Here is a 25,705-nt window from a genome sequence, read left to right on the forward strand (position 1 = left end):
GGAACGCATTTGTTATGCCACGAGAGGTTGACGCAGCCGGCCATCTGGTCAAGTTTCTGCGTCCGGTCGCGTTTTCATTGGAGCCTAAGCTCAGGACGAAGAAAATAAGGAGGCTCCATGGCCGACGAAGCGCTTGTCATTATCGACCTGCAGAACGATTTCTGCCCAGGTGGCGCCCTGGAAGTGGCCGGTGGCGACGAAATCGTGCCGTTGGTCAATGATCTGATCCGGCGGACCGAGCACGTCCTGCTGACGCAGGACTGGCACCCTGCCGGCCATTCGAGCTTTGCCTCCAGCCACCCCGGCAAGCGACCGTTCGAAACGATCGACATGCCTTATGGCGAGCAGACGCTGTGGCCTGATCACTGCATCCAGGGCAGCCTTGGTTCGGACTTCCATTCCGGCTTGGCCTGGAGCAAGGCCGAGCTGGTGATCCGCAAGGGGTTCCGTCCTGCGATCGACAGCTATTCGGCATTCTTCGAGAACGACCGGACGACGCCGACCGGCCTTGCCGGCTATCTCCGGGAGCGAAATATCGATACGCTGACCCTGGTCGGCCTGGCGACGGATTTCTGCGTCGCCTTTTCGGCACTCGACGCGGTCAAGCTCGGCTTTGCGACATCGGTGCGGCTCGACGCCTGCCGCGGCATCGATCTCAACGGCTCCATGGAGACGATGCTGGGCCGGATGCGCGATGCCGGCGTGGCACTGATTTGAACGTCATCCAGCCGAACCTGACAGACTTTTGAGGGCTTCATGCGGTTTGCGGCGTTGACGGCAGGTGCTGCACTTATTGCCGCAATCCTTTCTCCGGGAGCGGTTCTCGCGGCCGAAGCGCACGAATTGCCGGGCGCCGCCATGTCGCTGTGGTGGGTGTTGCCGTTTGCCGGGCTGTTGCTTTGCATCGCGACCGGCCCGCTGCTGTTCCATCATGCCTGGGAGCACCATTACGGCAAGATCGCTGCCTTCTGGGCGGCATTGGTGATCGGGCCGCTGGCAATCGCCTTCGGCATTCCGTCGGCCACGCAGGCGGTGCTGCATGCGCTGCTCACCGAATACATGTCGTTCATCATCCTGCTGTTTGCGCTGTTCACCATTTCGGGCGGCATCTTCGTTGCCGGCAACATACACGGCACGCCGCTGGTCAATGCCGGGCTGTTGCTGGGCGGGGCGGTGCTTGCCTCGATCATCGGCACAACCGGCGCCTCGATGATCCTGATCCGGCCGCTCATCCGCGCCAACGATAACCGGCGCTTCAACGCCCATGTCGTCATCTTCTTCATCTTCCTGGTGTCCAACATCGGCGGCTCGCTGACGCCGCTCGGCGATCCGCCGCTGTTCGTCGGCTTTCTGCGCGGCGTCGATTTCTTCTGGACGACAGTTCACCTGTTGCCCGAGACGCTGTTCGTCGCCGGCGTGGTGCTGGTGGTTTTCCTGGCGATCGACATCATCATGCATCATCGGGAGGAAGGCGCGCCGAAGATCAAGGATCCGACGCCCGACAGCAAGGTGCGCATCCGCGGCCTGGCCAACATCCCGCTGCTGGCCGGTGTAATCGCCGCGATCCTGATTTCTGCTGCCTGGAAGCCGGGAGTGAGTTTCGCTTTTCAGGGCGTCAGCCTCGAGCTGCAGAATCTGGTGCGCGACGCCGTCATCTTGATACTGGCCTTCATGTCGCTTGTCGTCTCGCCGAAGGAGTTTCGCGGCGCAAACGCCTTCAGCTGGGGGCCGATCGCCGAGGTGGCGAAGCTGTTCGCCAGCATCTTCATCTGCATCGTTCCGGTCGTCGCCATATTGCGGGCCGGCCTCGACGGCGCGCTGGCGCCGTTGGTGCTCCTGGTCAGTTCGCCGACCGGCGCGCCCGACAATCTCGCGTATTTCTGGCTGACCGGAGCGCTGTCGTCCTTCCTCGACAATGCGCCGACCTATCTGGTATTCTTCGAACTGGCCGGCGGCGATGCGCAGCATCTGATGACCGAGCTCGCCTCGACGCTGGCGGCGATCTCGGCAGGCGCGGTGTTCATGGGCGCCAACACCTACGTCGGCAACGCGCCGAATTTCATGGTCTACGCCATTGCCAGGCATCGCGGCATCAAGATGCCGAGCTTCTTTGGCTATATGGCGTGGTCGGGCGCCGTGCTGATCCCGACTTTCCTGCTCGCCGGCTTGCTGTTTTTTGCCTGATCAGCCGACGCCGACATAGCGACGGACCGCCGAGGGATCGGCACGCAGTTCCTCGACATCGACCGTCTCGCGGTTGCGGCCGTTTTCGATGAAGCAAACGCGGTCTGCGACCGAGAGCACGGCATCGACGCGCTGCTCGACAAGAATTGTCGACACGCCGAGCGCTCGCAGTTTCGACACGGTTTCACGGATCTTGGCGATCATCGACGGCATCAGCCCTTCGGTCGGTTCATCGAGCAGGAGCACCTGCGGTTCCAGACACAGGGCGCGTGCCATGGCCAGCATCTGCTGCTCGCCGCCGGAAAGCGTGCCGGAACGCTGCCTGAGGCGCTGGCGCAGCAGCGGGAAAAGATCGAGCACATTCTCGCGCGTCGCCTTGCCCTTGTTGCGGGCCATCAGGCCGATCTCGATGTTTTCCGCCACAGTCATCTCGGCGAACAGCCGCCGGCCCTGCGGCACGTAGGCGACGCCGGCCTTGGGCACCTCATGTGCCGGCAGGCCGGTCAATTCCCGGCCTTCGAGCCGGATCGAGCCAGCGCTTGCCGGCACCAGGCCCATGATCGCCTTCAGCGTCGTCGTCTTGCCGGCGCCGTTGCGGCCGAACAGGCAGAGCACCTCGCCCTCGTTCAACACAAGATCCAAGCCATAGAGCACCTGGACTTCGCCATAGAAGCAATCGAGCCCGGATATGGTCAACGCCTTGGACTGGGCCTTGGACTGGGCCTTGGACTGGACCTCAGCCATGGGTGGTCCCCAGATAGGCGTCCTGCACCGCGGCATTGGCGCGGATCTGCTCGGGCGTGCCTTCAGCCAAGATCCGGCCGGCGTTGAAGACGGTGATGCGGTCGGCGAGTTGCATGACCACCGGCATGTTGTGCTCGATCAAAAGCACGGTGGCACTGTCGGCGATCTCGCGCACCAGCTCGATGAAATTGTCGATCTCGCTATCGGCCAGCCCTTGCGTCGGTTCGTCGAGGATCAGCAGCCGCGGCTTCAGTGCCAGTCCCATTGCCACTTCCAGCAGCCGCTGGTGACCGTAGGACAATTGCCCGGCCGGCATTTGCGCGCGGTCGGCAAGGCCGGTGCGCTCGAGAGCCGCCATGACGCCGGTGTGAACCGCGCCCTTCGAGCGGCCGTCGGTCAGCGTGCGCTGCACCGGCAGGGCAACATTGTCGTAGGCGCTGAGATTGGCAAAGACGCTGGTGATCTGGAACGTGTAGGCGATGCCAAGGCGAACTCGGGCGTAGGCAGGCAGGCTGGTGATGTCGGCGCCGTCGAAGACGATCATGCCCGACGAGGGCTGGATGCGGCCACTGACCAGGCTGACGAAGGTGGTCTTGCCGGCACCGTTGGGGCCGATGATGGCGCGGATCTCGCCCGGCATCAGCGCGAAGTCGACGCCGTCGACGGCGCGCAAGCCGCCGAAACTGCGCGACAGGCCTTTGGTGGTAAGCAGCGGCATCATGGCAACCACCCGAGCCAGCGCTGGCGGATGCTGCCGAGAATGCCTCTCGGGAAGAACAGCACCAGCAGGATGAGCGCTATGCCGACGATCAGCAGATAGGCCGAGGTGTAGCCGCTGGCGACGTCGATGACATAATACATGAACAGTGTGCCGATCAGCGGACCGAGCGTGGTGGCGGCACCGCCCAGCAGCACCCAGAGCAGCGGCAGGATGGAATACTGCACCGAGGCGAAGCTCGAGCCGACATAGCCGAACAGCAGCGCATAGGCAGCGCCGGAAGCCGCACAGATGCTGCCGGAGATGATGACGGCGGCAAGCTTGCTGGAGAACGTGTCGTAGCCAAGCATCTTGGTCCGCTCCTCGTTCTCGCGGATGGCGACCAGCACACGGCCATAGCCGGAGCGGACTATCGCCAGGCTTATGAGCAGCACGATCGAGAACAGTGCCAGCGCACTTATATAGCGCACGGTCGCGTTGGTGAGGTCGAATGACGTGCTGCCCAGGACAAGGACCCGCATCGGCTGCGGCACCACCAAGCCCTGGTCGCCGCCGGTCCAGGCGGCGAAATAAAGAATGAGGAGATAAAATACCTGAGCGAACATCATGGTGACGATCATGAAGGCGACGCCGGAGGTGCGCAGCGCCAGCAGCCCGATCACCAGCGCAAGCAGCGCGCCGCAGGCAAGCCCGGCTGCGAAGGCGGCCGGCACGCTCCAGCCGAGATGGATGACGGCAAGGCCGGCGCCATAGAGCCCGGCTGAAAAGAACATGGCATGGCCGAGGCTGAGCAGCCCGACATAGCCGAACAGCAGATTGTAGCCCATGGCGAAGACCGCCAGCACCATAATGCGGGCGAGCAGGCCGTGATGATATTCCGGCAGGACAAAACTAAGCCCGAAAAGCAGGGCGATGACGCCGAGATGCAGCGCATATGGCTTTGCCGGCGAAGCATCCTTCATCGCGATGCTGTCCCGAACAGGCCTTGCGGCCGGAACACCAGCACCATGGCGACAAGCACGGTGGCTATGATCTTGGCCAGCGTCGGCGAGAAGAACACCGAGATAATGCCGTCGGACAGTCCGATCAGCACCGCGGCGACCACCGTGCCGCGCAATGAGCCGAGGCCGCCGATGATGACGACGATGAACGAGAGCAGCAGCGGGTCCCGCCCCATCAGATAATGCGCCTGGCTGATCGGCACGATCAGCACCGCGGCCACAGCCGCCAGCATGGCGCCGAGTGCGAAAACGCCGGCATAGACTCTGGTCACCGGGATACCGAAGGCCTGCGCCGTCTCGCTGTCATATTGGGTGGCGCGCATGACGAGGCCGATTTTCGTGCGCGTCAGCACCAGCCAGGTCGCGATCAGCAGCAGCGCCGACGCGGCGATGATCGACAGCTTGTAGCTGGAATAGCCGAACCACGGCAGGAGGATGCGGTAGCTGAACGGCGGCTCGACTGGCCGCGCCTCCGGGCCGTAGAAGGTCAGCGCCATTTGCTGGATGATGTAGAGCATGCCGATGGTGGCGACGATGGTGGCTTCCGGATTATAGTTGAGCCGGCGCAGCACCAGCCGTTCGGCGACCAGCGCGATCAGACCGACGATCAATGGCGCCAGCACCAGGGCGGCCAGGAAGCCGAGCGCAGGATGGCCGGATATCGCCGTAGAAATCGCCCAGGCAAGCACCGCGCCCAGCATGAAAAACTCGCCATGCGCGACATTGACGACGCGCATGACGCCGAACACCAGCGACAACCCAAGCGCCGTCAGCGCCAGCACGGCGGAGGTGACGAGGCCTTCGAGGGCGGCGAGGAGCAGGTGAGGTCCGAAGTGCATCGGTTAAGCACCGGCGGATGCGCGAAGCACCCCCCTCTGGCCTGCCTGCCTGGCCGGCAGGCCAGAGGGGGGTGTCTTGGCGCTCACGCTTGCTGCGGCAGCCAAGCTCACAGCGCCTGCGTCGTGTAATCCCCTTCCGGCTCGTAGAGGCCGTCCTCGATCTTGGTCTTGTGGACGACATTCAGCCGGCCGCCTTCGACCTTGGAGATGTTCTGGATGCCAAAACACTGGTGGATCTTGCCGTTGAAGGTTTTCGGCCCCTGCGGATGCTCGGGCCCTTCGGCGAACTCGGTCAATGCCTCGGTCGCCTCGACCAGCTTGGCGCGGTCTTCCGGGCCCTTGTAGCCGGCGTCTTCCATCGCCTTCTTGACGACATAGAGCGTTTCCCAGCAGCCGAACATATGCGCGGCGGTGGAGACGTCCTTGGGGTCGCCGACGGCGGCACCATTGTCGTCGATGCCGACGGCGGCGCGGTAGGCCTTCTGCGCGGGGGAATCATCAGGCTGCGCGTAGCGCGGCGAACCTTCCCAGAAATGGCTGCCGTCAAGGAATTCGAGGCCGGGGCTGTTGATGTCGGTAGCTTCGAGCGAATCGATGAAGCCGAACAATTGTGGCCGATTGGAGCCGTAGAACTCGCCGAGCTCCTTGACGAAGGTGAGCACCCCCGGGCCGACCATGACGTGGTAGATCACCTCGGTCTCCGCGGGGATCTGCGGGAAATATTTGGTGAAGGAGGATTCCGTCGGGGGGATGGCGATCTGGGCGATGACCTCGGCGCCTTGCGCCTTCAGGGCCGGCGGCAGGTAGTCGCGATGGTCGTAGCCGAAGGCGAAATCGGGAAATATCTGCGTCACCTTCTTGCCGGCATTGGCGGCAATCCACGGCGCCATCGACTGGATCTGGCTCTTCACATCGGTGATGCCGGGCTGGAAGACGTAGCGGTTCAACTTGGTCGACGCGACGTGGTGGCCTTCGCTGACGACGAAATAGGGCATCTTGGCCTCGCCGGCGGCCGGCGCCGAGCCGATGACGACATGCGAAAACAGCGTGCCGTAGACGATGTCGGTCTTGTGCTGGGAGGCGAACTTGCCGACGACTTCGGCGCCCCGGCCGGGATCGGTGCCGTCATCCTCGATGATCACCTCGACCGGCCGGCCGGTGATGCCGCCAGCATCGTTGATAGCCTTGACGGCAGCGGCCGTGGTCTTCTCGTACCAGCGGCCATAGGCGGCGCCGATGCCGGTGCGGTGCGACTGAAAGCCGATCTTGATCGGCGCCGAGCTCTGCGCCTGGCTGTAACGCACGAAACCCGGCGCGACGGCAAGACCGGCGCCGGCGGCAAGGCCCTTCAGCGCCGTGCGGCGGGTGAGAGCGGATCTGGAGAGATCGAAAAACCCATTCTTGTCAGTCACGGCAGTTCCCCTTGTTTTTGAGCTTTGACCAATGGCTGTTGCAGGCAGGCCACTCTTGTTAAGAGGGCCGAAAATTGCATGTGTACAAACTAAATCACCAAAGCTCTGACGTGGCAAGCGAGCTTTCCCCAAGGTTCGATTGACGGCCATCGCGCACCTCGTTCATCCGGCGCTCGGCGTCGCAAGCAGCCATAGGCCGAGGACGGTATAGGCAATCATCAGCACGGTGAGCGGGAACTGGCTGAGCGCGGTGCGAGCCGGAACGGGATGCAGCCGCCAGGCCAAGCCATGAGCGACAAGCACTGCAAGCATGTGGCCGGCAATGATGACGCCGGCCTGGAGGTTCCACAGCCACCACGCCGAGCCGGCGCCGGCGACAACGCCGGCTTCAATTGACATGTCGGCGGTACCGAACAGGTTCCAGCCCAGCGCAAACGGGTCGGAAAGAGCGGCAATCGCATATTGGCCGTCGACCAGCAGCGCCGTCAGATAATGCGCGAAGTGGTAGGCGAGCGCGATCGGTACGATCGACCAGACCAAAAGCCCGGCGGCGTGACCGAGCGAATGCTTGCTGCCGGCAAGGTGCTGGCCAAGAAAGACGGCGAGCGCGAACACGGCCGCAAGCACGGCAAAGCTCAGCACAAGGCCAAAACTGCCGATGCCGATCAAAGCGGTGCGTCCAGGAAACTCCAGCGGATTGATGCCGAACCAGCCTAGCCAGAAGAAGGTTTTCGACAGGCCGTCGAAGGACACAGACGATAGCGCAAGCAGCAGGAAAGCGACGCCGCTGAGCGGTAGCGGCGCGGCACCGAGCAGCTTGGCACCCGGCCAGCAGAGTTCGAGCCGGCCGTCCTCGTTGCGCTCGACGATGGCGAAGTGCGCTACCATGGAAAAGAACACCGTCAGGAACTCGCCGCGCCGGCTCCAGTCGCGGTATCCGAAGACCTGCATGGCGGCAAAGCTCAGCAGCCAATAGGCGCCGGCCGCCCAGGCCAGCCGCGCCGGATCGTCGGGCGCAGGGTCGATCAGCTCGAACCAGGCGAAGGCGAAGAACAGCACGAAAGCCGGCCAATAGCCGAGCCACTGGGGGAGCAACTGCGGCTGCGATCTGCCGAACCGGTGCGAGACGACGCGGCACGGCCCGTACCACGGATTGGCCCACGACCAGAGATCGCCGGCCAACCCCTGCAACAGAGCCAACCCAACCCAGAGCAATGTCCATACGGTCAGCGGCAGCGGATTGGAGAGCGGATCGCGGCTGCCGAACAGGCCGGCGGCAATCAGAATTGCAAAGCCGGCAAAGGATACCAGGCTGGCGGCAGTCCGCGCGCCGTCGCCAAAGGCGAAAAGCGGCAGGCGTTTGCGCCAGAAGCGGTCGAGGGAGTCCGGCGGGAGTAGAGCGAGGATCAGGAAGCTGGCGGCAACGGCGAGCGCGCCACCCACGGCGTAGTAACCGGTGGGAAGCAGCAGGACGTGGCCGCGGTCGGAGGCATGGGCGAAGGCGGGAGTGGGCGAGAATGCAAAGGCAACAACGACGAGAGCTAGACTGTAACGACGGGGCTCTACGGCGCCCCCCTCTGTCCTGCCGGACAGGACAGAGGGGGGCGCGAAGGAACTCATACTACGCAAGAGTCCCCCCACCTCACACTTTCCCCAGTTGCTCCACGCGATCCTTCTGGCCGAATATCCGCAAATAGCGCTCGATCTCTTTCTCGTCGCCGGTCGACTTGGCCGGATTGTCGGAAAGCTTGACCGCCGGCCTGCCGTTGGCTTCGGTGACCTTGCAGACCAGCGAGATGGCGTCTAGCCGGTTGGTCTCGGTCGGCGCGCAGCCCTCGAAATCATTGGTCAGGTTGGTGCCCCAGCCGAAGGACATGCGCACCTTGCCGCGGAAGTGGCGGTAGGTCTCCTCGATGGTCTCGACCTCTAGCCCATCCGAGAAGATGAGCAGCTTCTGCTTGGGGTCCTTGCCCTTTTCGCGCCACCAGGAAATGATCTTCTCGCCGCCTTCGATCGGCGGTGCGCTGTCGGGGCGGAAGCCGGTCCAGTCGGCGACCCAGTCCGGTGCATCGCGCAGGAACGCCGCGGTGCCGAAGGTGTCCGGCAGTACGATAAGCAAGTTACCGCCGTAGTAGCGCTGCCAGTCCTGCAGCACGTTGTAGGGCGACTGTTTCAATTCCTTTTCCGAATTGGTGAGCGCGGCGAACACCATCGGCAGTTCATGCGCGTTGGTGCCGAGCGCCTCGAGATCGTTGTCCATGGCGAGCAGCACATTGGAGGTGCCGGTGAAGGCCTCGCCGATGCCCTCCTTCAACGCTTCGACGCACCAGCGCTGCCACAGGAAAGAATGGCGGCGGCGGGTGCCGAAATCCGAGATGCGGATGCCGGGCAGCGCCTTCAGCCGCTCGGTCTTGGCCCACATCTTGGCCTTGGCGCGGGCATAGAGCACGTCGAGCGCGAACGGCCCGAACGCCCGCATGGCCGCGCGCGATCGAAGTTCATTGATAATTGCCAGCGCCGGGATCTCCCACAGCGTCGTGTACATCCACGGGCCGCTGAAGGCGAGTTCGTATTGGCCGTCGCGCTTGGAAAGCTCGTATTCGGGCAGTCGGAAATTTTCCAGCCAGGCGAGGAATTCCGGTTCGAAGATCTGCTTGCGGCCATAGAAGGTGTTGCCGCCGAGCCAGATCATCTCTTTCTTCGAGAAGCGCAAGGTGCGGGCATGGTCGAGCTGCTCGCGCAGCTCCGTCTCATCGATCTCCTCGGCAAGGCGGACCGAGGTGGTTCGGTTGATCAGCGTGAAGGTGGCGTCGACCTTGGGATACATGCCCCAGATCATCTGCAGCATCAGAAGCTTGTAGAAATCGGTGTCGAGCAAGCTACGGACGATCGGGTCGAGCTTCCAGGTGTGGTTGTAGACGCGCCGCGCTATATCGGTCTTTGCCATCGCTCAATGCGCCTTCGCTGCTCGCTCTAGCTTTTGTCTATCGCAATTCCGGATGGAAAACCGCTGCGCACTTTTCCTGGAATTGCTCCAAATGCCTCTTAGCATCGAATTTTTGAACGCGCCTCCCGCTTTGCGGGCTGGCCCGACAAAAAGAAGCCCCTGCGGCAAGCGGCGCCTGCGGCAGTTTCGGCCTCAGGATGCGGTCTTGGAGCCGACCACCTTGAGCGCTGGACGCTTGCGGCGAATGCCGATGCGACCTGCCACCGGCGCGTCGGCGCGGCGGTCGGCCTGCTCTTTCTCGGCAAACAGCCAGTCGATGAACAATTGCACGATCGGCGCCGACCGCATCTCGTTGCGGCAGACGACGTAGAAATCGTCGACCGCCGGCACGGAAAGGCTGAACGGGGCGACAAGCAGACCCCGGGCGAGCAGTCCGCTTGCCGTCACCGTATCGCCGAGCGCCACGCCATGGCCGTGAACCGCGGCCTCGGTCGCCATGCGCGCATCGCCGAGATGATGGCGGCGGCCGCGCTCGAGGTCCAGTGCGTCGGCGGCGGCCAGCCAGGTGTGCCATTCGCGGCCGTCATCGCCATGCAGGAAGACGTGATCGGCGAGGTCGCGGACGGTGCGGATCGGGCGGTTGTTGATCAGCGTCGGACTGACCACCGGGAACAGTTCGAGACCCGACCATTTGCGCATCCAGCAGTCGGTCCAGCTGCCGTCGCCATAGTGCACGCAGACATCGATGTGCGGGGCGCGGACGTCCTTGGCGTCATTGGATGGGATCAGCGTCAGCCTGATATCCGGATATTGCGAGGTGAAGCTGCCCAGCCGCGGGATCATCCACAGCAACAGCAGAGCCGGCACGCACGATACCGACAGCGCGCCGGTGCTGGCCGGCCGTGTCATGCGCTGCGTGGCGGCGGCAATGCCGTCGAAGGCGGTCGACACCGCCGGCAGCAACTCGGCGCCGTGCGGCGTCAGCTTCACCCGCTGGCCGGCACGCTCGAACAGCTTGACGCCCAATGATTGCTCGAGCGCCTTGATCTGATGACTGATGGCGCCGTGGGTGACGTTCAGCTCGGCCGCCGCCTTGCTCAGTGAGGCATGGCGCGCCGTCGCCTCGAAGGCGCGCAGCGGGTTGAGCGGTGGCAAACGCTTGGCCATTTGGAACCTGAGCTCTGTGAGATTTTCTCACAGCGAACACCCTAACAATATCAATTGATTTTTCAATGCAGCTACAGGACACTTTGCCCAGGCATTGCATCAAGACGTGAAATCCGCAGACAGCCGGCGGCTGCGGCTATCGAGGCCGCCGCCCGCGCACCGCACCAGCCATGGAGGACCGACATGGGTTACGACCGCGGCAAGCTCGAAGCGTTGCGCCGCAAATATGGCGAGAGCCATGGCGGCGAAATGTTCGACCCGAAATTCCAGCGTGTCGCCGACAAGATCTTCTCCAAGACCGGCACGCGGCTGGCGCCCTATTCCGGCATCCCGACCTTCCTCGCGGCGCCCTATCGTGAAATCGCCGCCGACAATCCGGATTTCGGCGATCTGCAGGTGGCGATGATCGGCGTGCCGATGGATCTTGGCGTCACCAACCGGCCGGGCGCCCGTTTCGGGCCACGGGCGTTGCGCGCCATCGAGCGCATCGGCCCCTACAATCATGTGCTGGAATGCGCGCCGACGCATGAGCTGAAGGTCGCCGACATCGGCGACGTGCCGTTCCAGAGCCGCTACCGGCTGGAGACCAGCCATGACGACATCGAACGCCGCACCAACCAGATCGTCGACGCCGGCGTCCTTCCGCTTTCAGTCGGCGGCGACCATTCGATCAGCCACCCGATCCTGAAGGCTGTCGGCAAGAAGGCGCCGGTGGGCATGATCCATATCGACGCCCATTGCGACACCAGCGGCCTGTTCGACATGACCAAGTTCCACCATGGCGGGCCGTTCCGCAACGCGGTGCTGGACGGCGTGCTCGACCCGAGCCGCACCATCCAGATCGGCATTCGCGGCTCGGCCGAATATCTGTGGGAGTTCACCTATGAGTCCGGCATGACCGTGGTGCATGCCGAAGAGGTGACCGGCCTCGGCATTCCCGCCATTATCGAGAAGGCGCGCAGGATAGTCGGCGACGGCCCGACCTATGTCTCCTTCGACATCGACAGCATCGATCCGGCCTTCGCACCGGGCACCGGCACGCCGGAGGTCGGCGGGCTGACGACGCGCGAAGTGCTCGAGCTGCTGCGCGGCCTGAAGGGCCTCAACATCGTCGGCGGCGACGTCGTCGAGGTGGCACCGCAATATGACGCGACCACCAACACGGCGCATGCGGGCGCGCAAGTGCTGTTCGAGATCCTCAGCCTGATGGTGTTCAGCCCGGCGATTGCCGGCAGGGCAGGCTGACGCAGCTCGACCATGATCCCGAAGGTGGGAACCGGTTTTCGGAAAGATCATGGTCCACTAGAGAATCCAAAGGCGACCGCCGCGCTGGAGCCGGCGGTTGCATTCAACAAACAAGCTTCCAGCAGGGGAATGACAATGACACTTCACATGAAACTCAAATCATCCGTCGCCGCCGTGCTGATGCTCGGCGCGACCGGTCTTGCTTTCACCACCCAGGCCGCCAATGCCGACGCCATCGACGACATCGCCAAGGCCGGCGCCATCAATGTCGGCATCTTTTCCGACTTCCCGCCCTTCTCCTCGGCCAGCGCCGACATGAGCATCAAGGGCTACGACATCGACGTGGCGCAATCCATCGCCGACCAGCTCAAGGTCAAGCTCAATCTGGTCAGCGTGACCGGCCAGAACCGCATTCCGTACCTGACCGACAAACGCGTCGACCTGCTGATGAGCGTCGGCTACTCCAAGGAGCGTGAGCAGGTGATCGATTTCGCCGCCGCCTACGCACCCTACTACATCGCCGTCATCGGCCCGGCAGCACTCTCGGTCAAAGGCAAGGAAGACCTTGCCGACAAGTCGATCGCCGTCAATCGCGGCACGCTGGAGGACACCTCGCTGACCGAGGCGGCACCCGCCTCGGCCGACATCCGCCGTTTCGACAACTATAATTCCGTCATCCAGGCGTTCATCTCGGGCCAGACCCAACTGATGGTGGTCGGCAACGATGTCGGCGCCCAGGTGCTCGCCCGGCAGGAGGAACTGAAGCCGGAGCAGAAATTCCAGCTTCTCACCTCGCCCTCGCATATCGGCCTCAACAAGAAGGAAGACCGCCTCAAGCAAGCGGTCAACGATGCGGTCGCCAAGATGCTGGCCGACGGCAAACTGGACGAAAGCTCGAAGGCCTGGCTGAAGACACCGCTCGATCCCGCCAATCTCAAGGATTGACGGCCAGTGACCTATAGCCTCGACTTCGGCTGGCTTGCCGGGGCGACAGGGGCGATCGCGCGCGGCGCGGCCACGACGATCCTGCTGATCGCTGTGACCACGCTGGCGGGAACGTTGCTCAGCATCCTCGGCGCGGCAGGGCGGCGGAACGGTCCGCTGCTGCTCAAGCGGGCGATCGGCTGGTATGTCGAGGTGATCCGCAACACGCCATTCCTGGTGCAGCTGTTCTTCATCTTCTTCGGGCTGCCCAGCATCGGCGTCAGGCTCGATCCGGTGCTGGCAGCCATGTTGGCGATGACGCTCAACATGGCCGCCTACACGATCGAGATCGTTGGCGCCGGGCTCGACGCGGTGCCGCCCGGGCAGACGGAAGCGGCACTGGCGCTTGGGCTCAGGCCGCGCCAGGTCTTCATCAAGATCGTGCTGCCGCAGGCGCTCAAGGTGATCTATCCGGCGCTGACCAGCCAGATCGTCATCATGATGCTGGAATCCGCCGTGGTGTCGCAGATCGCGGTGCGCGAGCTGACCTATGAAGCCGACATGCTGCAGGCGCGCACGTTCCGGGCTTTCGAGACCTATTTCGTGGTGACGATGGTCTATCTCGCCCTGTCGATCGGGCTGCGCCGGCTGCTGGTCGGCGGCGGCCGCCGGCTTCTTGGAGCCGGCGTGTCATGATCGAATTCACCTTCTGGGACATTCTGCGCAACCTGCTGCTGGCGGCGCGCTGGACGGTGCTCTTGTCGTTGGCTGCGTTTATGGGCGGCGCCGTGGTCGGCATGATCGTGCTGTTCTTCCGGATCGCCAAGAATAAATGGGCACGGCGGCTTGCCTCCGGCTACATCGCGCTTTTCCAGGGCACGCCGCTGCTGATGCAGCTCTTCCTGATGTTCTTCGGCTTGCCTATGCTGGGCTTGCGCATCGAGCCGTGGACCGCGGCGGTGCTTGGCCTGACCTTCTTCGCCAGCGCCTATCTCGCCGAGATCTGGCGCGGCGGCGTCGATGCGCTGCCGCGCGGCCAGTGGGACGCCGGCGCCAGCCTCGGCCTCCACTACCTGCAGGAGCTCAGGCTGATCATCCTGCCGCAGGCGTTTTCGATCACCCGCGCGCCGACCGTCGGCTTCCTGGTGCAGCTGATCAAGTCGACCGCGCTGACCTCGATCATCGGTTTCGAGGAGCTGGTGAGGACATCCAACGCGATCAACAATGCGACCTTCGAACCATTCAAAGTCTATGGGCTGGTAGCGCTGATCTTCTTCGTCATGTGCTTTCCGCTGACCCAATATGCGCGCTCGCTGGAGCAGCGGGCGGCGGTGCGCTGAGCCGGGCGACCAGCAATTCAACGCCCGAATACCAGCGGCGGCGCGATTCTGTCCCGCCGCAGCCAGCGCCCCAGCAGGAGTGCAGCAACCACCGCCAGTCCCGACGACAGGCCGATCCAGATGCCGACGCCATGGAAGCCGAAACGGAAGGCGAGCAGCACGCCGAGCGGCAGGCCGATGCCCCAATAGCCGATCGCGGCGTAGATCATCGGCACCTTGGTGTCGTGCAGCCCGCGCAGCATGCCGCTGGCTACCGCCTGCGCGCCGTCAAAAACCTGGAACAGCGCGGCAAAAGCGAGGAACGACACGGCAAGCGCCACCACCTCGGCATTAGCCGGATTGCCCACATCGATGAAGGCGCCGATCAAGAGATGCGGCCACAAGATCATCACCAGCCCCATCAGCGCCATGAAGGAGACACCGACGACATAGGCGGTCCAGCCAGCCCGGCTGACACCTTCCGGATTGCCGGCGCCGTGGGCGAGCCCGACGCGCACCGTCACCGCCTGGTTGAGGCCGAGCGGCACCATGAAGGTGACCGAGGCGATCTGGATGGCGATCGCATGGGCGGCAAGCGAAGCCGCATCGATCAAGCCCATGAGAAAGGCGGCCGCGTTGAAGATCGTCACCTCGAACGCCAGCAGGCCGGCGATCGGCAGGCCGAGCCGCAGCAGGCCCTTGAAGCGCGGCCAATCGGCGCGCCAGAAGCGTCCGAACAGACGATAGCGCCGGAATTTCTTCTCAAGCATCACCACCGTCGCCATGCCGGCGAACATCAGCGTGCTGGACAAAGTGGTGGCAAGGCCGGAGCCGGCGATGCCCATCGATTGGATGCCGAGATTGCCGAACATGAACAGCCAGTTGAAGAAGGCATTGCAGGCGACAGCAACGAAAACGATGATCAGTGCCCAGCCCGGCCGCTCCAGCGCCGAAATGAACGAGCGCAGGACGATGTAGCCGAAAAAGGGCAGCACCGCCCATTCGAGCCAGCGCAGATAGATACCCGCCTGATCCGCCAGCGCCGGCTCCTGACCCATGGCCAGCAACACGCTCTCGCCGTGCCAGAGAAGGGCCCATATCGGAAGGCAGATGAGGATCGCCAGCCACAGACCCTGGCGCACGGTGCGGCGCAGGTCGCGCACCGAGTGGCGGCGACGGCCGAGCTCGGTCGCCATCATCGGCGAGGTCGCCAGCATCAGGCCAAGTCCAAAGATCAGCGGCATGAAATAGAGGTTGGCACCAAGCGCGCCGCTGGCCAGCGTGTCCGGTCCCAGCCGCCCCATCATCATGACGTCGGTAGCGGTCATCGCGGTCTGGCCGAGATTGGTCAGCACCATCGGCCAGGCGAGCGCCAGCATCGCCCTGATTTCCCGACGCCAAAGGTTTTCCGGCGCGCGAGCGTCGGCTTCGATCGCAGACATTCCAGTTTTCCGCCTATCCGATTGCGGCACGTCGGCAAGAGCCGGAAGCCGCGTCTCAGCGCGGAAACGGCCACGATCGGCCGGATTCCGCATTACGACGGGTTTGTCTATGAAATAGACACCGGTGGCAAGGGGCTGACTTGCGGAAGGGTTAAGCCAGTCGGTTCAGTGCAGGCTGTTGGAGCGGCTATGGAAGCCGCTATGGTCACGGTGGATTCATTTGAAAGGCACCCTGATGAGCGCGTTTCCCGAAATCTATCTGGTTCGGCATGGCGAGACGGAATGGAGCGCGTCCGGAAAGCATACCGGCCGGACCGACATACCGCTGACGCCGGCCGGCGAGGATGCTGCGAGGCGGGTCACTGAGCGGCTAAAGGGCCTGTCCTTCTCGGCGGTGTGGTCGAGCCCGTCGCAGCGCGCCTTCAACACCTGTGCGCTGGCCGGCTTCGGCTCTTCGGGCGTGAAGAAGGACGATCTGGCCGAGTGGGATTATGGTGCCTATGAGGGATTGACCACCAAGCAAATCCTTGCCGAACGTCCAGCCTGGCGTCTCTTTCGCGACGGCTGCCCGAGGGGCGAGTCAGCCGCAGATGTCGGCTCGAGGGCGGACCGCATCGTCAGCCAGCTGCGCCAGGCCAACGGCAACATCCTGGTGTTTTCAAGCTCGCATTTCCTGCGAGTGCTGGCTGCGCGCTGGCTCGGCCTGCCGCCGCAAGCCGGCGCGCTGTTCGTGCTGGATACCGCCAGCATAAGCGTGCTCGGTTATGAGCATGATCTCGACGAGCCGGTTGTTCGGCGCTGGAACCAGCGATAGCGCGTGAAAGGCGTTCGACCTATATGATCGCGTCCAGCGCCCGCCTTTGCCTGTGCATTTCGAGGAACACGCGGTAGTCGCGGTCGAACCGGCCGGCGGCAGCCGGATTGGGCTCTCGCGTCCTGCCGCCTTGCTGCATGGCGACGCAGGCGGCATTCAAATCGGGAAAAAGCCTGGCCGCGGTGGCGGCAATCATGCCGGTGCCGAGCAGAACCGCCTCGTCCGCCAGCGGCTCGACCACCGTGCAGCCGGTGGCGTCGGCATAGAGTTCCATCAACAGCGGGTTCTTGGTGTGGCCGCCGGTGACGTGCAGCGTGTCGATCAGATAGCCGTTCTCGTTCAGTGCTTCCAGCACATGGCGGACGCCGAGCGCGATGCTGACGGCGGTGCGCCAGTAAAGCTTGCACAGGCTGTCGAAGGAGGAATCCAGCGTCAGTCCGCTGATGACGCCGACGGCATGCGGGTCGGCAAGCGGCGAGCGGTTGCCATGGAAATCCGGCAATACATGCAGCCTTGCGGCGAGGTTGCCGCCCTCGGCGGCGCGCAGCTCGGCGACGCGGCGGCCGATCCTGGCATGCATGACGGCATCCGGCTCGCCGCCGGCGCCATGCCAGCGGATAATGTGATCGAGCAGCGCTCCGGTGGCCGACTGGCCGCCTTCCGACAGCCAAAGGCCGGGAAGCGCTGCTCCATAATATGGCCCCCAGACACCGGCGAAAGGCTGCGGATCTGGCGACATCGCCATGACGCAACTCGACGTACCGGCAATCAGGGCCAGATGGCGGCCGATGTTCGTCGCGTCACCGGCGAAACCGCCGAGCACGCCGAGCGCGCCGGCATAGGCATCGATGACGCCGGCGCCGACCCGGCATTTTTCGGTGAGGCCAAGCTCCGCCGCGGCTTGCGCGCTGAGCGGACCGATATCTGCGCCGACCGGGCTCGCCTTCTCCGGCAGATTGCCGTGCTCGAAAAGGTCGCCGAGCCCGACCGCTTCGAAGAAGTCGCGCCGCCAGCCGGTCGCTTCATGGGCCAGATAGGTCCATTTGGCGGTCAGCGTGCATTGCGAACGGGCGAGCGAGCCGGTCGCCTTCCAGGTGAGGAAGTCGGTGAGGTCGAACAGGTAGCCGGCTTCGTTCCATGTTCCGGGCAGGTTGCGCTTCAGCCACATCAGCTTCGGCGTTTCCATTTCCGGCGACATGACGCCGCCGATATAGTCGAGCACGGCGTGGCCGCTTTCGGTGCATTCATCGGCCTCGGCAATTGCGCGATGGTCGAGCCAGACGATGGTGTCCCAGCGCCTTTCGCCAGTAACGGACACGCTGAGCTGGCCGCCATGCCGGTCCCGCACCACCAGCGAGCAGGTGGCGTCAAAAGAGATGCCGACGATATCCTCAGCCTTCACGCGCGCCTTTTCGCGGGCAGCGCGCACGGCACTGCACACCGCCGACCAGATATCCTGCGAGTCGTGCTCGGCGTGATCGGCCTTCGGCTGTTGCATGGCGATCGGGTGCTCGGCGCGGCCGAGCAAGGCGCCACCGGTGTCGAGAATGCCGGCACGGGCACTTCCGGTGCCGACATCGACCGCGCAAACGAAACTGTTGGTCAAGGTGTTCTTGCTCTCGCTCCCAGGCCTGCAATCAGATCGGGCAATTGCAGCATGTCAGCGAATATAAAGTCCGGCTCACTTGACGCAAGCCGCGCTTTCAAGGCCGGGTTGCCGGTGTGCGAGCCGCCGGTGAAGGCAAGGACGCGCATGCCGGCCGCCCGCGCCGCTTCGATGCCGGCCGGGCTGTCCTCGACGACGAGGCAGTTTCGCGGGGCCGCCCTCATTTTATCTGCTGCGTGGAGAAAGAGATCGGGCGCCGGTTTGCCCCGCGCCACCATGGCAGCGCTGAACAGATGCGGCTCCAGCAGCGCAAGCAGCCCCGTAACCTCGAGCGCATAGCGGATGCGCTCCAGCGTGCCGGAGGAGGCGACGCAGCACGGCACGCCGAGCTTCGGCAGGACCTGTGCGATGCCTGGCATCGGTTTCAGCTCCTGGCGGAACTTGCGCATCAGTTCGGAGCGCATCTCGGTCAGATGCTGGTCGGTGAGATCGAGCCCGAAGTCGCTTGCGAGGATTTCGCGGACGCTCTTCATGCTCTTGCCAAGGAAGTGCTCATAGGCAATGTCCTCGCTGACGTTGCCGCCGGCAAGCGCGATCATCTCCAGCAATGCCGAGACGGACAGCATCTCACTGTCCACCAGCACGCCGTCACAGTCGAAAATGACCAGTTCAGGCGTCATCGCGCTGGATCGGCTTCAGAGGTCGCCGGCGAGATAGCGCGTCAGTGTCGCGCGCGCGCCGTCCGCCCACAGCGATTTGAGCGCATGGGCGAACGCTTCGGCGAAGGACGGCGAGCGGCCGACATCGCCATAGATGTCCTCCATGGCAAGCCAGGCGCCAGGCATGTCCCTGGCCGCCTTGGCCGTCGCCTGCAACCGGCCCCAGTTAGGGTCGTTGGGCTCGGTGACGGCACCGGAATCCGTCGTGCCGAAGCAGTAGCGACACCAGAGCGCAGATTCCAGCGCCAGGCCGGTGACGCTTTTGCCAGCCTTCAGCCGGTCGGCGATCGTCGGAATGATGAATTTCGGCTGGCGGTTGGAGCCGTCGAGGCAAAGCCGGCGTATGGTGTCGCCGATCTTCGGATTGGAGAAGCGGTGCTCGATGAGCTGGTAGTAATCTTCGAGGTCGGTGTCCGGAACCGGCGGCACGGTCGGGATGATTTCATTATGCTCGAGCTTGTCGAGGAAGCCGCGTACCAGCGGCTCCTGCATCGCCTCATGGACGAAATGGATGTCCATCAGCCCGGCCGGATAGGCGATGGTCGCATGGCCGCCATTGAGAATGCGGATCTTCATCAGCTCATAAGGCGCGACGTCGCTGACGAACTGCACGCCGACCTTTTCCAGCGGCGGGCGGCCGTCGGTGAAACGGTCCTCCAGCACCCATTGCTTGAACGGTTCGCAAAACACCGGCCAATTGTCGTCGAGGCCGAACTCGCTGGCGAGAATGCCGCGCTCGCGGTCGGTGGTGGCCGGCGTGATGCGATCGACCATGCCATTGGGAAAGGCAACCTTCTCGCTCACCCAGTTTGCCAAACCTTCGTCGATCAGCCGCGCAAGGCCGATGACGCCATCTGAGGTGACATGGCCGTTATGGGGGATGTTGTCGCAGGACATGACGGTGAAGGGCACGATACCGTCGGCACGGCGGCGTAGTAGCCCGGCGAGGATGAGGCCGAAGACGGTCTTCGGCGTCGCCCCCGGCTCAGCGTCGGCAACGATGTCGGGATGTGTCGGATTGAAGACGCCAGAAGCCGGATCGATGAAATAGCCGCCCTCGGTGATAGTCAGGGAAACGATCTTGATCGCCGGATCGGCAAGCCGCTCGACAATTGCGATCGCGTCGCCAGGCACCAGGAAGTCGATCATGACGCCGGTGACGCGCGCGCTCATATGGCCGCTGTCCTGCTCGACCACGGTGGTCAGCCAGTCCTGCTCCTGCAGCTTGCCGCGGCCGACCTTCTCGCCCTCGAAGACGCCGGCGCCGACGATAGCCCAGTCGTGGCCAACGCCCGAGTTGAACAGGTCGTCGAGGTAGACGGCCTGGTGCGAGCGATGGAAATTGCCGACGCCGAAATGCACGATGCCGGCCTTAAGCGCGGCGCGATCGTATTTCGGCCCGGCGACCTTGGGCGGCAGCTTGGCTAGGATGGAAGAAGAGAGTTTCACGGTCATCTGCTTTACCCTTTAGCGGGACGGCTCTTCCCCCCGTGGAGGAGACGGGGAGAAGAGCGCCTTCGCCCCCTCAACTCATCCACTGGCCGCCATCGACATTGTAGGTCTGGGCGACGATGTATTCGGCCTCATCGCTGGCCAGGAACACCGCCATGCCGGTGAGGTCTTGCGCCGTGCCCATGCGGCCATAAGGCACGGCTTCGCCGACCAGTCTCTTCTTCTCGCCCCTCGGCCGGTTCTCGAACTTGGCGAACAAGGCATCGACATGATCCCAGTGCTCGCCGTCGACGACCCCCGGTGCTATCGCGTTGACATTGATGCCGTGTTTGATCAGGTCAAGCCCTGCCGACTGGGTGAGCGAGATGACCGCCGCCTTGGTAGCGCAGTAGACGGCGACCAGCGCCTCGCCGCGGCGCCCGGCCTGGCTTGCCATGTTGATGATCTTGCCGCCCTTGCCGCGGGCAATCATAGAACGGGCGGCGGCCTGCAACGTAAACAGCGTGCCGGCGACGTTGACCGAAAACAATTTGTCGTAGCTTGTCTTGGTGATCTCGACGATCGGCGCCAGGTCGAACAGGGCGGCGTTGTTGATCAAGATATCGAGGCCGCCGGTCCTGGTTTCGACCGCCTTGACGGCCGCATCGATCGACGCGAGATCGGTGACGTCCAGCTTCACCGCGTAGGCATTGCCGCCGATTTCCGAGGCCGTCTTCTCGGCAGCCTCGAGATTGATGTCGCCGATGGCGACCGTCGCCCCCTCCCGCATGTAGGCTTCGGCAAACGCCCTGCCGATGCCGCGCGCCGATCCGGTGATCAGCGCCGATTTACCCCGGAGCCTCATTGCAGCATCGCCTTCCCATCGGTGCCGAAACGATGCAGCTTGGCCTTGTTCGGCGTCAGATAGATCGTGTCGCCGTGATGGGCGGCCAATTCGCCGTCGGCACGCACCGTCAGCTGCCCGACGCCATCCGCCTGGACGTGCAAAAACGTGTCGGAGCCGAGATGCTCGGCAACGCCGACCGTCGCCTTCCAGTCGCCTGACGTCTTCGAAATGTTCATATGCTCCGGGCGGATGCCGACTGTCTTGGCGCCATATTTGGCGGCCGGCGCGCCTTCGATCAGGTTCATCTTCGGCGAACCTATGAAACCGGCGACGAACAGATTCTTCGGCGTCTTGTAGAGCTCCATCGGCGAGCCGACCTGCTCGATATTGCCGGCATTGAGCACGACGATCTTGTCGGCCATGGTCATCGCCTCGATCTGGTCGTGGGTGACGTAGACCATGGTGGTCTGGAGCTGGTGGTGCAGTTCACTGATCTCCAGCCGCATGGTGCCGCGCAGCGCCGCGTCGAGATTGGACAACGGTTCGTCGAACAGGAAGGCCGATGGCTGGCGGACGATGGCGCGGCCGATGGCGACACGCTGCCGCTGGCCGCCGGAGAGCTGCCCGGGGCGGCGGTCGAGGTAGTTGGTGAGGTTCAGGATCCGCGCGGCGTCCTTCACCTTCTTGTCGATGGTCGCCTGGTCTTCGCCCGCCATCTTCAGCGGGAAGGCGATGTTCTTGGCCACCGTCATGTGCGGGTAGAGCGCATAGGACTGGAACACCATGGCCAGCTTGCGCTTGGCCGGCGCCTCGCCGGTGACGTCGCGGCCATCGATGATGATGGTGCCGCCGCTGGTATCCTCCAGACCGGCGATCAGACGCAACAGGGTGGATTTGCCGCAGCCCGACGGACCGACGAAGACGACGAACTCTCCGTCCTCGATGACCAGATCGAGGCCGGGGATGATGGACGTCGCCCCGAAGGATTTGGAGACGTTCTTGAGCGTGATGTTTCCCATGGTTTCCTCCCCCGAAGGGCTATCCTTTTCGTTTTGCGTCAGGCGATGCCCGCTACTTTACCGCACCGAATGTCAGGCCTCGGACCAGCTGCTTCTGGCTGAACCAGCCCATGATCAGGATCGGCGCGATCGCCAGCGTCGAGGCGGCCGAAAGCTTGGCCCAGAACAGCCCCTGCGGACTGGAGAAGGAGCTGATGAACGCGGTGAGCGGCGCTGCCTCGGTGGTGGTCAGCCGGATCGTCCAGAACGCCTCGTTCCAGGCGAGAATGATGTTGAGCAGCATGGTCGAGGCGATGCCGGGCACCGCCATCGGTGTCAGCACGTAGATTATCTCGTTCCACAGCGATGCGCCGTCCATGCGCGCCGCTTCCAGGATCTCGCCAGGGATCTCGCGAAAATAGGTGTAGAGCATCCAGACCACGATCGGCAGGTTGATCAGCATCAGCATGACCATCAGGCCGATGCGGCTGTCGAGCAATCCGGTGTCGCGGAAGATCAGATAGATCGGAAACAGCACGGCGACGGCCGGCATCATCTTGGTGGAAAGCATCCACATCAGAATGTCCTTGGTGCGTTTGCCCGGCGAAAACGCCATCGACCAAGCCGCCGGTATGGCGACGAGCAGAGCCAGGACGGTCGAGCCGACCGAGAGGAACACCGAGTTGAGGAAGAATTTGAAATAGCCGTTCTGCGCCTGGACCTCGGAATAGCTCTCCATGGTTCCCGACGGGAACAGGTTGAAGCCCTGGATGGCCTCCTGCTCCGACTTGAACGAGGTGATGATCGTATAGAGGATCGGGAAGAAGATCAGCAGGGCGACGATCCAGGCGGCCGCGGTCGCAATCGTCTTGTGCCGGGTGGTGACTGCACGTGCCATCTTATCCTCCCTTATTTGTCCAGGTTCTTGCCGACGGCGCGCATGGCGAAGAAGGCGACGATGTTGGCGAGAATGACGGCGATGATGCCGCCGGCGGACGCCTGGCCGATTTTGAACTCCAGCAAGGCCTTCTGGTAGACGAGGAAGGGCAGGTTGGTGGAGGCATAACCCGGGCCGCCATTGGTGGTGACCAGGATCTCGGCATAGACCGACAGCAGGAAGATCGTCTGGATCAGGATGACGACGGTTATGGCGCGCGACATATGCGGCAGCGTCAAATAGATGAAGCGGCTGATGAAGCCGGCGCCGTCCATTTCGGCGGCTTCCTTCTGCTCGCCGTCGAGCGACTGAAGCGCGGTCAACAGGATCAGCGTCGCAAACGGCAGCCACTGCCAGGCGACGATGATGATGATCGCCAGGAGCGGGTGCTGCCCGAACCAGTCGATCGGCTGCCCGCCGAAGAAACGCGCAATATCGGCGAAGACGCCGTATTGCGGATGCATGATCATGTTCTTCCAGACAAGTGCCGCCACCGGCGGCATGACGAAGAACGGCGAGATGACGAGGATGCGGACGATGCCTTGTCCCCACATCGGCTGGTCGAGCAGAAGGGCCAGCAGGATGCCGCCGATCACCGTGATCAAAAGCACGCTGACGACGATGGTGAGCGTGTTGAGGATCGACTGCAGGAATGCCGGGTTGGAATAGAACAGCGCGTAATTCGAAAACCCGACGAAGCCGTCGCGCATCGGATTGAGTGGGTTGTACTGCTGGAAGGAGAACCACAGCGTGAATGCCAGCGGCACAATCATCCAAACCAGCAGCAGCACCACGGATGGCGCCATCATGAAGCGGGCAAGCGAACGGGTCTGCTGAGTAGCCATGACGGTCACCCTTCGAGGTCGGCCAAGTTTTTCAGCGGCGTAAAGTTGGCCGCCCGAACTGGGATTCGGGCGGCCCGTGCCGGCTGCCATGGGCAACCGGCACCGGGAGGCGCCTTATTTGATGTACCCGCCCTCGGTCATCGTCGCGGTGGCGGCGTCCTGTGCCTGCTTCAAGGCGTCGTCGACGCTCGTCTGGCCGGCAAGGGCCGCCGAGAAGAGCTGGCCGACGGTGGTGCCGAGGCCCTGGAACTCAGGAATGGCGACGAACTGGACGCCGACATAAGGCACCGGCTTGACGGTCGGGTGCGTCGGATCGGCGGCGTTGATGGAATCCAGCGTCATTTTCGCGAAAGGCGCCGCCTTCTGGTACTCCGGGTTGTTGTAGAGCGAGGTGCGCGTTCCGGGCGGAACGTTGGCCCAGCCTTCCTTTGAAGCGACCAGTTCGAGATAGTGCTTCGAAGTCGCCCAGGAAACGAACTTTTGAGCGGCGTCGGCCTTCTGCGTGCCGGCGGGGATGGCCAGCGACCAGGCCCACAGCCAATTGCCGCGCTTGCCGAGGCCATTGTCCGGGGCCAGCGCATAGCCGACCTTGTCGGCGACGGTCGAGTTCTTCGGGTCGGAGACGAAGGACGCAGCGACGGTAGCGTCGATCCACATGCCGCATTTGCCCTGCTGGAACAGCGCCAGGTTTTCGTTGAAGCCGTTGGACGACGCGCCCTCGGGGCCGTCGGCCTTCATCAGGTCGACATAGAACTGCAGCGTGTTCTTCCATTCGGGCTGGTCGAATTGCGGCTTCCAGTTCTCGTCGAACCAGCGCGCGCCGAAGGAGTTCGACATGGCGGTCAGGAAGGCCATGTTCTCGCCCCAGCCGGCCTTGCCGCGCAGGCAGACGCCGTTCACGCCGTTGGCGCGGTCGGTCATCTTGTCGGCGGCCTGCTTGATGAAGTCCCAGGTCGGTGCGTCGGGCATCTTGAGCCCGGCCTTGTCCATCAGGTCCTTGCGGTACATGACGAAGGAGCTTTCGCCATAAAACGGCGCTGCGTAGAGCTTGCCGTCGACCGACAGGCCGCCGGCTATGGCCGGGATGATGTCCTTGACGTCATAATCGTCACCGAGCTTGTCGAGCGGCAAAAGCCAGTTCTGCTTGGCCCAGATCGGCACCTCATAGGTGCCGATGGTCATCACGTCGTACTGGCCACCCTTGGTGGCGATGTCGGTGGTGACGCGCTCGCGCAGGACGTTTTCCTCGAGCGTGACCCACTGCAGCTGAATGTCGGGATTTTTGGCGGTGAAGTCGTCGGTCAGCTTCTGCATGCGGACCATGTCGCCATTGTTGACCGTGGCGATGGTGATGGATTCGGCATGCGCGGCGAAAGCGAGGGCGCTGGCCGAGAACAGGCCTAGGGTGAACGTGCGAAGTTTCATCAAAATTCCTCCCATAAACCAAGATGAGCATTTGCCTTGGCTGTGGGCAATTACTCACTTGCGATGAAATATGTCAAGACGGAATCGTTGCTGCAGCGCAGCACGCCGGGTCTCGTGCGGCGACAAGCCGGGACGTTTGCG

The 25,705-nt window shown here is 63.5% G+C and carries 24 protein-coding genes; 7 read left to right on the forward strand and 17 right to left on the reverse strand.

Going from position 1 to position 25,705, the window contains the following annotated elements:
- Positions 1-117 precede the first annotated feature (117 nt).
- Both pncA and NKJ35_RS14345 read left to right on the forward strand, forming a co-directional pair.
- Entirely contained in the window at positions 118-717 is a 600-nt protein-coding gene (pncA, locus tag NKJ35_RS14340) for a bifunctional nicotinamidase/pyrazinamidase (RefSeq protein ID WP_352506043.1), read from the forward strand.
- A 39-nt stretch (positions 718-756) separates the two neighbouring features.
- Positions 757-2,184 carry a sodium:proton antiporter gene (locus NKJ35_RS14345; protein ID WP_352647840.1) on the forward strand — a complete coding sequence of 476 codons (1,428 nt, stop codon included), beginning with the start codon at positions 757-759 and terminating at the stop codon, positions 2,182-2,184.
- On the opposite strand, the gene NKJ35_RS14350 is transcribed toward NKJ35_RS14345, so the two are convergent.
- The 8 genes from NKJ35_RS14350 to gcvA form a co-directional block, all read right to left on the reverse strand.
- Entirely contained in the window at positions 2,185-2,928 is a 744-nt protein-coding gene (locus tag NKJ35_RS14350) for an ABC transporter ATP-binding protein (RefSeq protein WP_352647842.1), read from the reverse strand. It lies immediately after the preceding gene.
- Positions 2,921-3,649 (reverse strand): ABC transporter ATP-binding protein, encoded by a 729-nt coding sequence (locus tag NKJ35_RS14355; protein ID WP_352506045.1) that lies wholly within the window; start codon positions 3,647-3,649, stop codon positions 2,921-2,923. The genes NKJ35_RS14350 and NKJ35_RS14355 overlap by 8 nt, the downstream gene beginning before the upstream one ends.
- On the reverse strand, positions 3,646-4,608 hold the full coding sequence (locus NKJ35_RS14360; RefSeq protein WP_352647843.1) for a branched-chain amino acid ABC transporter permease: 963 nt from the start codon (positions 4,606-4,608) through the stop codon (positions 3,646-3,648). The genes NKJ35_RS14355 and NKJ35_RS14360 overlap by 4 nt, the downstream gene beginning before the upstream one ends.
- Positions 4,605-5,486 (reverse strand): branched-chain amino acid ABC transporter permease, encoded by an 882-nt coding sequence (locus tag NKJ35_RS14365; protein WP_352647845.1) that lies wholly within the window; start codon positions 5,484-5,486, stop codon positions 4,605-4,607. The genes NKJ35_RS14360 and NKJ35_RS14365 overlap by 4 nt, the downstream gene beginning before the upstream one ends.
- Before the next feature lie 107 nt (positions 5,487-5,593).
- Positions 5,594-6,898 (reverse strand): ABC transporter substrate-binding protein, encoded by a 1,305-nt coding sequence (locus NKJ35_RS14370; protein ID WP_352647846.1) that lies wholly within the window; start codon positions 6,896-6,898, stop codon positions 5,594-5,596.
- Positions 6,899-7,060: 162 nt separating this feature from the next.
- Positions 7,061-8,518 (reverse strand): hypothetical protein, encoded by a 1,458-nt coding sequence (locus NKJ35_RS14375; RefSeq protein ID WP_352647847.1) that lies wholly within the window; start codon positions 8,516-8,518, stop codon positions 7,061-7,063.
- 22 nt (positions 8,519-8,540) lie between these two features.
- Positions 8,541-9,845, reverse strand: coding sequence for a nicotinate phosphoribosyltransferase (gene pncB / locus NKJ35_RS14380; protein ID WP_352647849.1), 1,305 nt, complete (start codon positions 9,843-9,845; stop codon positions 8,541-8,543).
- Positions 9,846-10,037: 192 nt separating this feature from the next.
- Complete coding sequence (gene gcvA / locus NKJ35_RS14385) at positions 10,038-11,012, reverse strand: transcriptional regulator GcvA (protein WP_352477004.1); 975 nt, start codon at positions 11,010-11,012, stop codon at positions 10,038-10,040.
- 183 nt (positions 11,013-11,195) lie between these two features.
- On the opposite strand from gcvA, the gene speB reads away from it, so the two are divergent.
- The 4 genes from speB to NKJ35_RS14405 all read left to right on the forward strand — a co-directional run bounded on the left by speB (position 11,196) and on the right by NKJ35_RS14405 (position 14,521).
- Entirely contained in the window at positions 11,196-12,257 is a 1,062-nt protein-coding gene (gene speB, locus NKJ35_RS14390) for an agmatinase (RefSeq protein ID WP_352477003.1), read from the forward strand.
- A gap of 135 nt (positions 12,258-12,392) precedes the next feature.
- On the forward strand, positions 12,393-13,202 hold the full coding sequence (locus NKJ35_RS14395; protein WP_352647850.1) for a transporter substrate-binding domain-containing protein: 810 nt from the start codon (positions 12,393-12,395) through the stop codon (positions 13,200-13,202).
- Between the two features lie 6 nt (positions 13,203-13,208).
- Positions 13,209-13,877: an amino acid ABC transporter permease gene (locus tag NKJ35_RS14400; RefSeq protein ID WP_254815843.1), complete on the forward strand. Its 669-nt coding sequence runs from the start codon at positions 13,209-13,211 to the stop codon at positions 13,875-13,877.
- Positions 13,874-14,521, forward strand: a complete 648-nt coding sequence (locus NKJ35_RS14405; protein ID WP_352647851.1) for an amino acid ABC transporter permease — start codon at positions 13,874-13,876, stop codon at positions 14,519-14,521. The genes NKJ35_RS14400 and NKJ35_RS14405 overlap by 4 nt, the downstream gene beginning before the upstream one ends.
- Before the next feature lie 17 nt (positions 14,522-14,538).
- Here NKJ35_RS14405 and NKJ35_RS14410 read toward each other — a convergent pair whose 3' ends face one another.
- A complete protein-coding gene (locus tag NKJ35_RS14410; protein WP_352647853.1) occupies positions 14,539-15,942 on the reverse strand; it encodes an MATE family efflux transporter in 1,404 nt (467 codons plus the stop codon).
- 232 nt (positions 15,943-16,174) lie between these two features.
- Here NKJ35_RS14410 and NKJ35_RS14415 point away from each other — a divergent pair, with 232 nt between their 5' ends.
- Entirely contained in the window at positions 16,175-16,756 is a 582-nt protein-coding gene (locus tag NKJ35_RS14415) for a histidine phosphatase family protein (protein WP_352648017.1), read from the forward strand.
- 19 nt (positions 16,757-16,775) lie between these two features.
- Here NKJ35_RS14415 and NKJ35_RS14420 read toward each other — a convergent pair whose 3' ends face one another.
- The 8 genes from NKJ35_RS14420 to NKJ35_RS14455 form a co-directional block, all read right to left on the reverse strand.
- The gene (locus NKJ35_RS14420) at positions 16,776-18,362 is read right to left on the reverse strand and encodes an FGGY-family carbohydrate kinase (protein WP_352647855.1); all 1,587 of its coding nucleotides are present in this window, start codon (positions 18,360-18,362) and stop codon (positions 16,776-16,778) included.
- Complete coding sequence (locus NKJ35_RS14425; protein WP_352647856.1) at positions 18,359-19,042, reverse strand: HAD family hydrolase; 684 nt, start codon at positions 19,040-19,042, stop codon at positions 18,359-18,361. The genes NKJ35_RS14420 and NKJ35_RS14425 overlap by 4 nt, the downstream gene beginning before the upstream one ends.
- A gap of 15 nt (positions 19,043-19,057) precedes the next feature.
- Positions 19,058-20,536, reverse strand: coding sequence for a mannitol dehydrogenase family protein (locus NKJ35_RS14430; protein ID WP_352647857.1), 1,479 nt, complete (start codon positions 20,534-20,536; stop codon positions 19,058-19,060).
- Between the two features lie 70 nt (positions 20,537-20,606).
- Positions 20,607-21,377, reverse strand: a complete 771-nt coding sequence (locus NKJ35_RS14435) for an L-iditol 2-dehydrogenase (protein WP_352647858.1) — start codon at positions 21,375-21,377, stop codon at positions 20,607-20,609.
- The gene (locus NKJ35_RS14440) at positions 21,374-22,378 is read right to left on the reverse strand and encodes an ABC transporter ATP-binding protein (protein WP_352647859.1); all 1,005 of its coding nucleotides are present in this window, start codon (positions 22,376-22,378) and stop codon (positions 21,374-21,376) included. Before NKJ35_RS14440 ends, NKJ35_RS14435 begins: the two co-directional genes overlap by 4 nt.
- Positions 22,379-22,430: 52 nt before the next feature.
- Entirely contained in the window at positions 22,431-23,255 is an 825-nt protein-coding gene (locus NKJ35_RS14445; protein WP_352476993.1) for a carbohydrate ABC transporter permease, read from the reverse strand.
- Positions 23,256-23,266: 11 nt separating this feature from the next.
- Positions 23,267-24,139 carry a carbohydrate ABC transporter permease gene (locus tag NKJ35_RS14450; protein WP_031195183.1) on the reverse strand — a complete coding sequence of 291 codons (873 nt, stop codon included), beginning with the start codon at positions 24,137-24,139 and terminating at the stop codon, positions 23,267-23,269.
- 114 nt (positions 24,140-24,253) lie between these two features.
- Positions 24,254-25,564 (reverse strand): ABC transporter substrate-binding protein, encoded by a 1,311-nt coding sequence (locus NKJ35_RS14455; RefSeq protein WP_254815834.1) that lies wholly within the window; start codon positions 25,562-25,564, stop codon positions 24,254-24,256.
- Between the last annotated feature and the right edge of the window lie 141 nt (positions 25,565-25,705).

The sequence above is a fragment of the Mesorhizobium sp. M0136 genome, assembly GCF_040322515.1.
Taxonomy (GTDB): Bacteria; Pseudomonadota; Alphaproteobacteria; order Rhizobiales; family Rhizobiaceae; genus Mesorhizobium.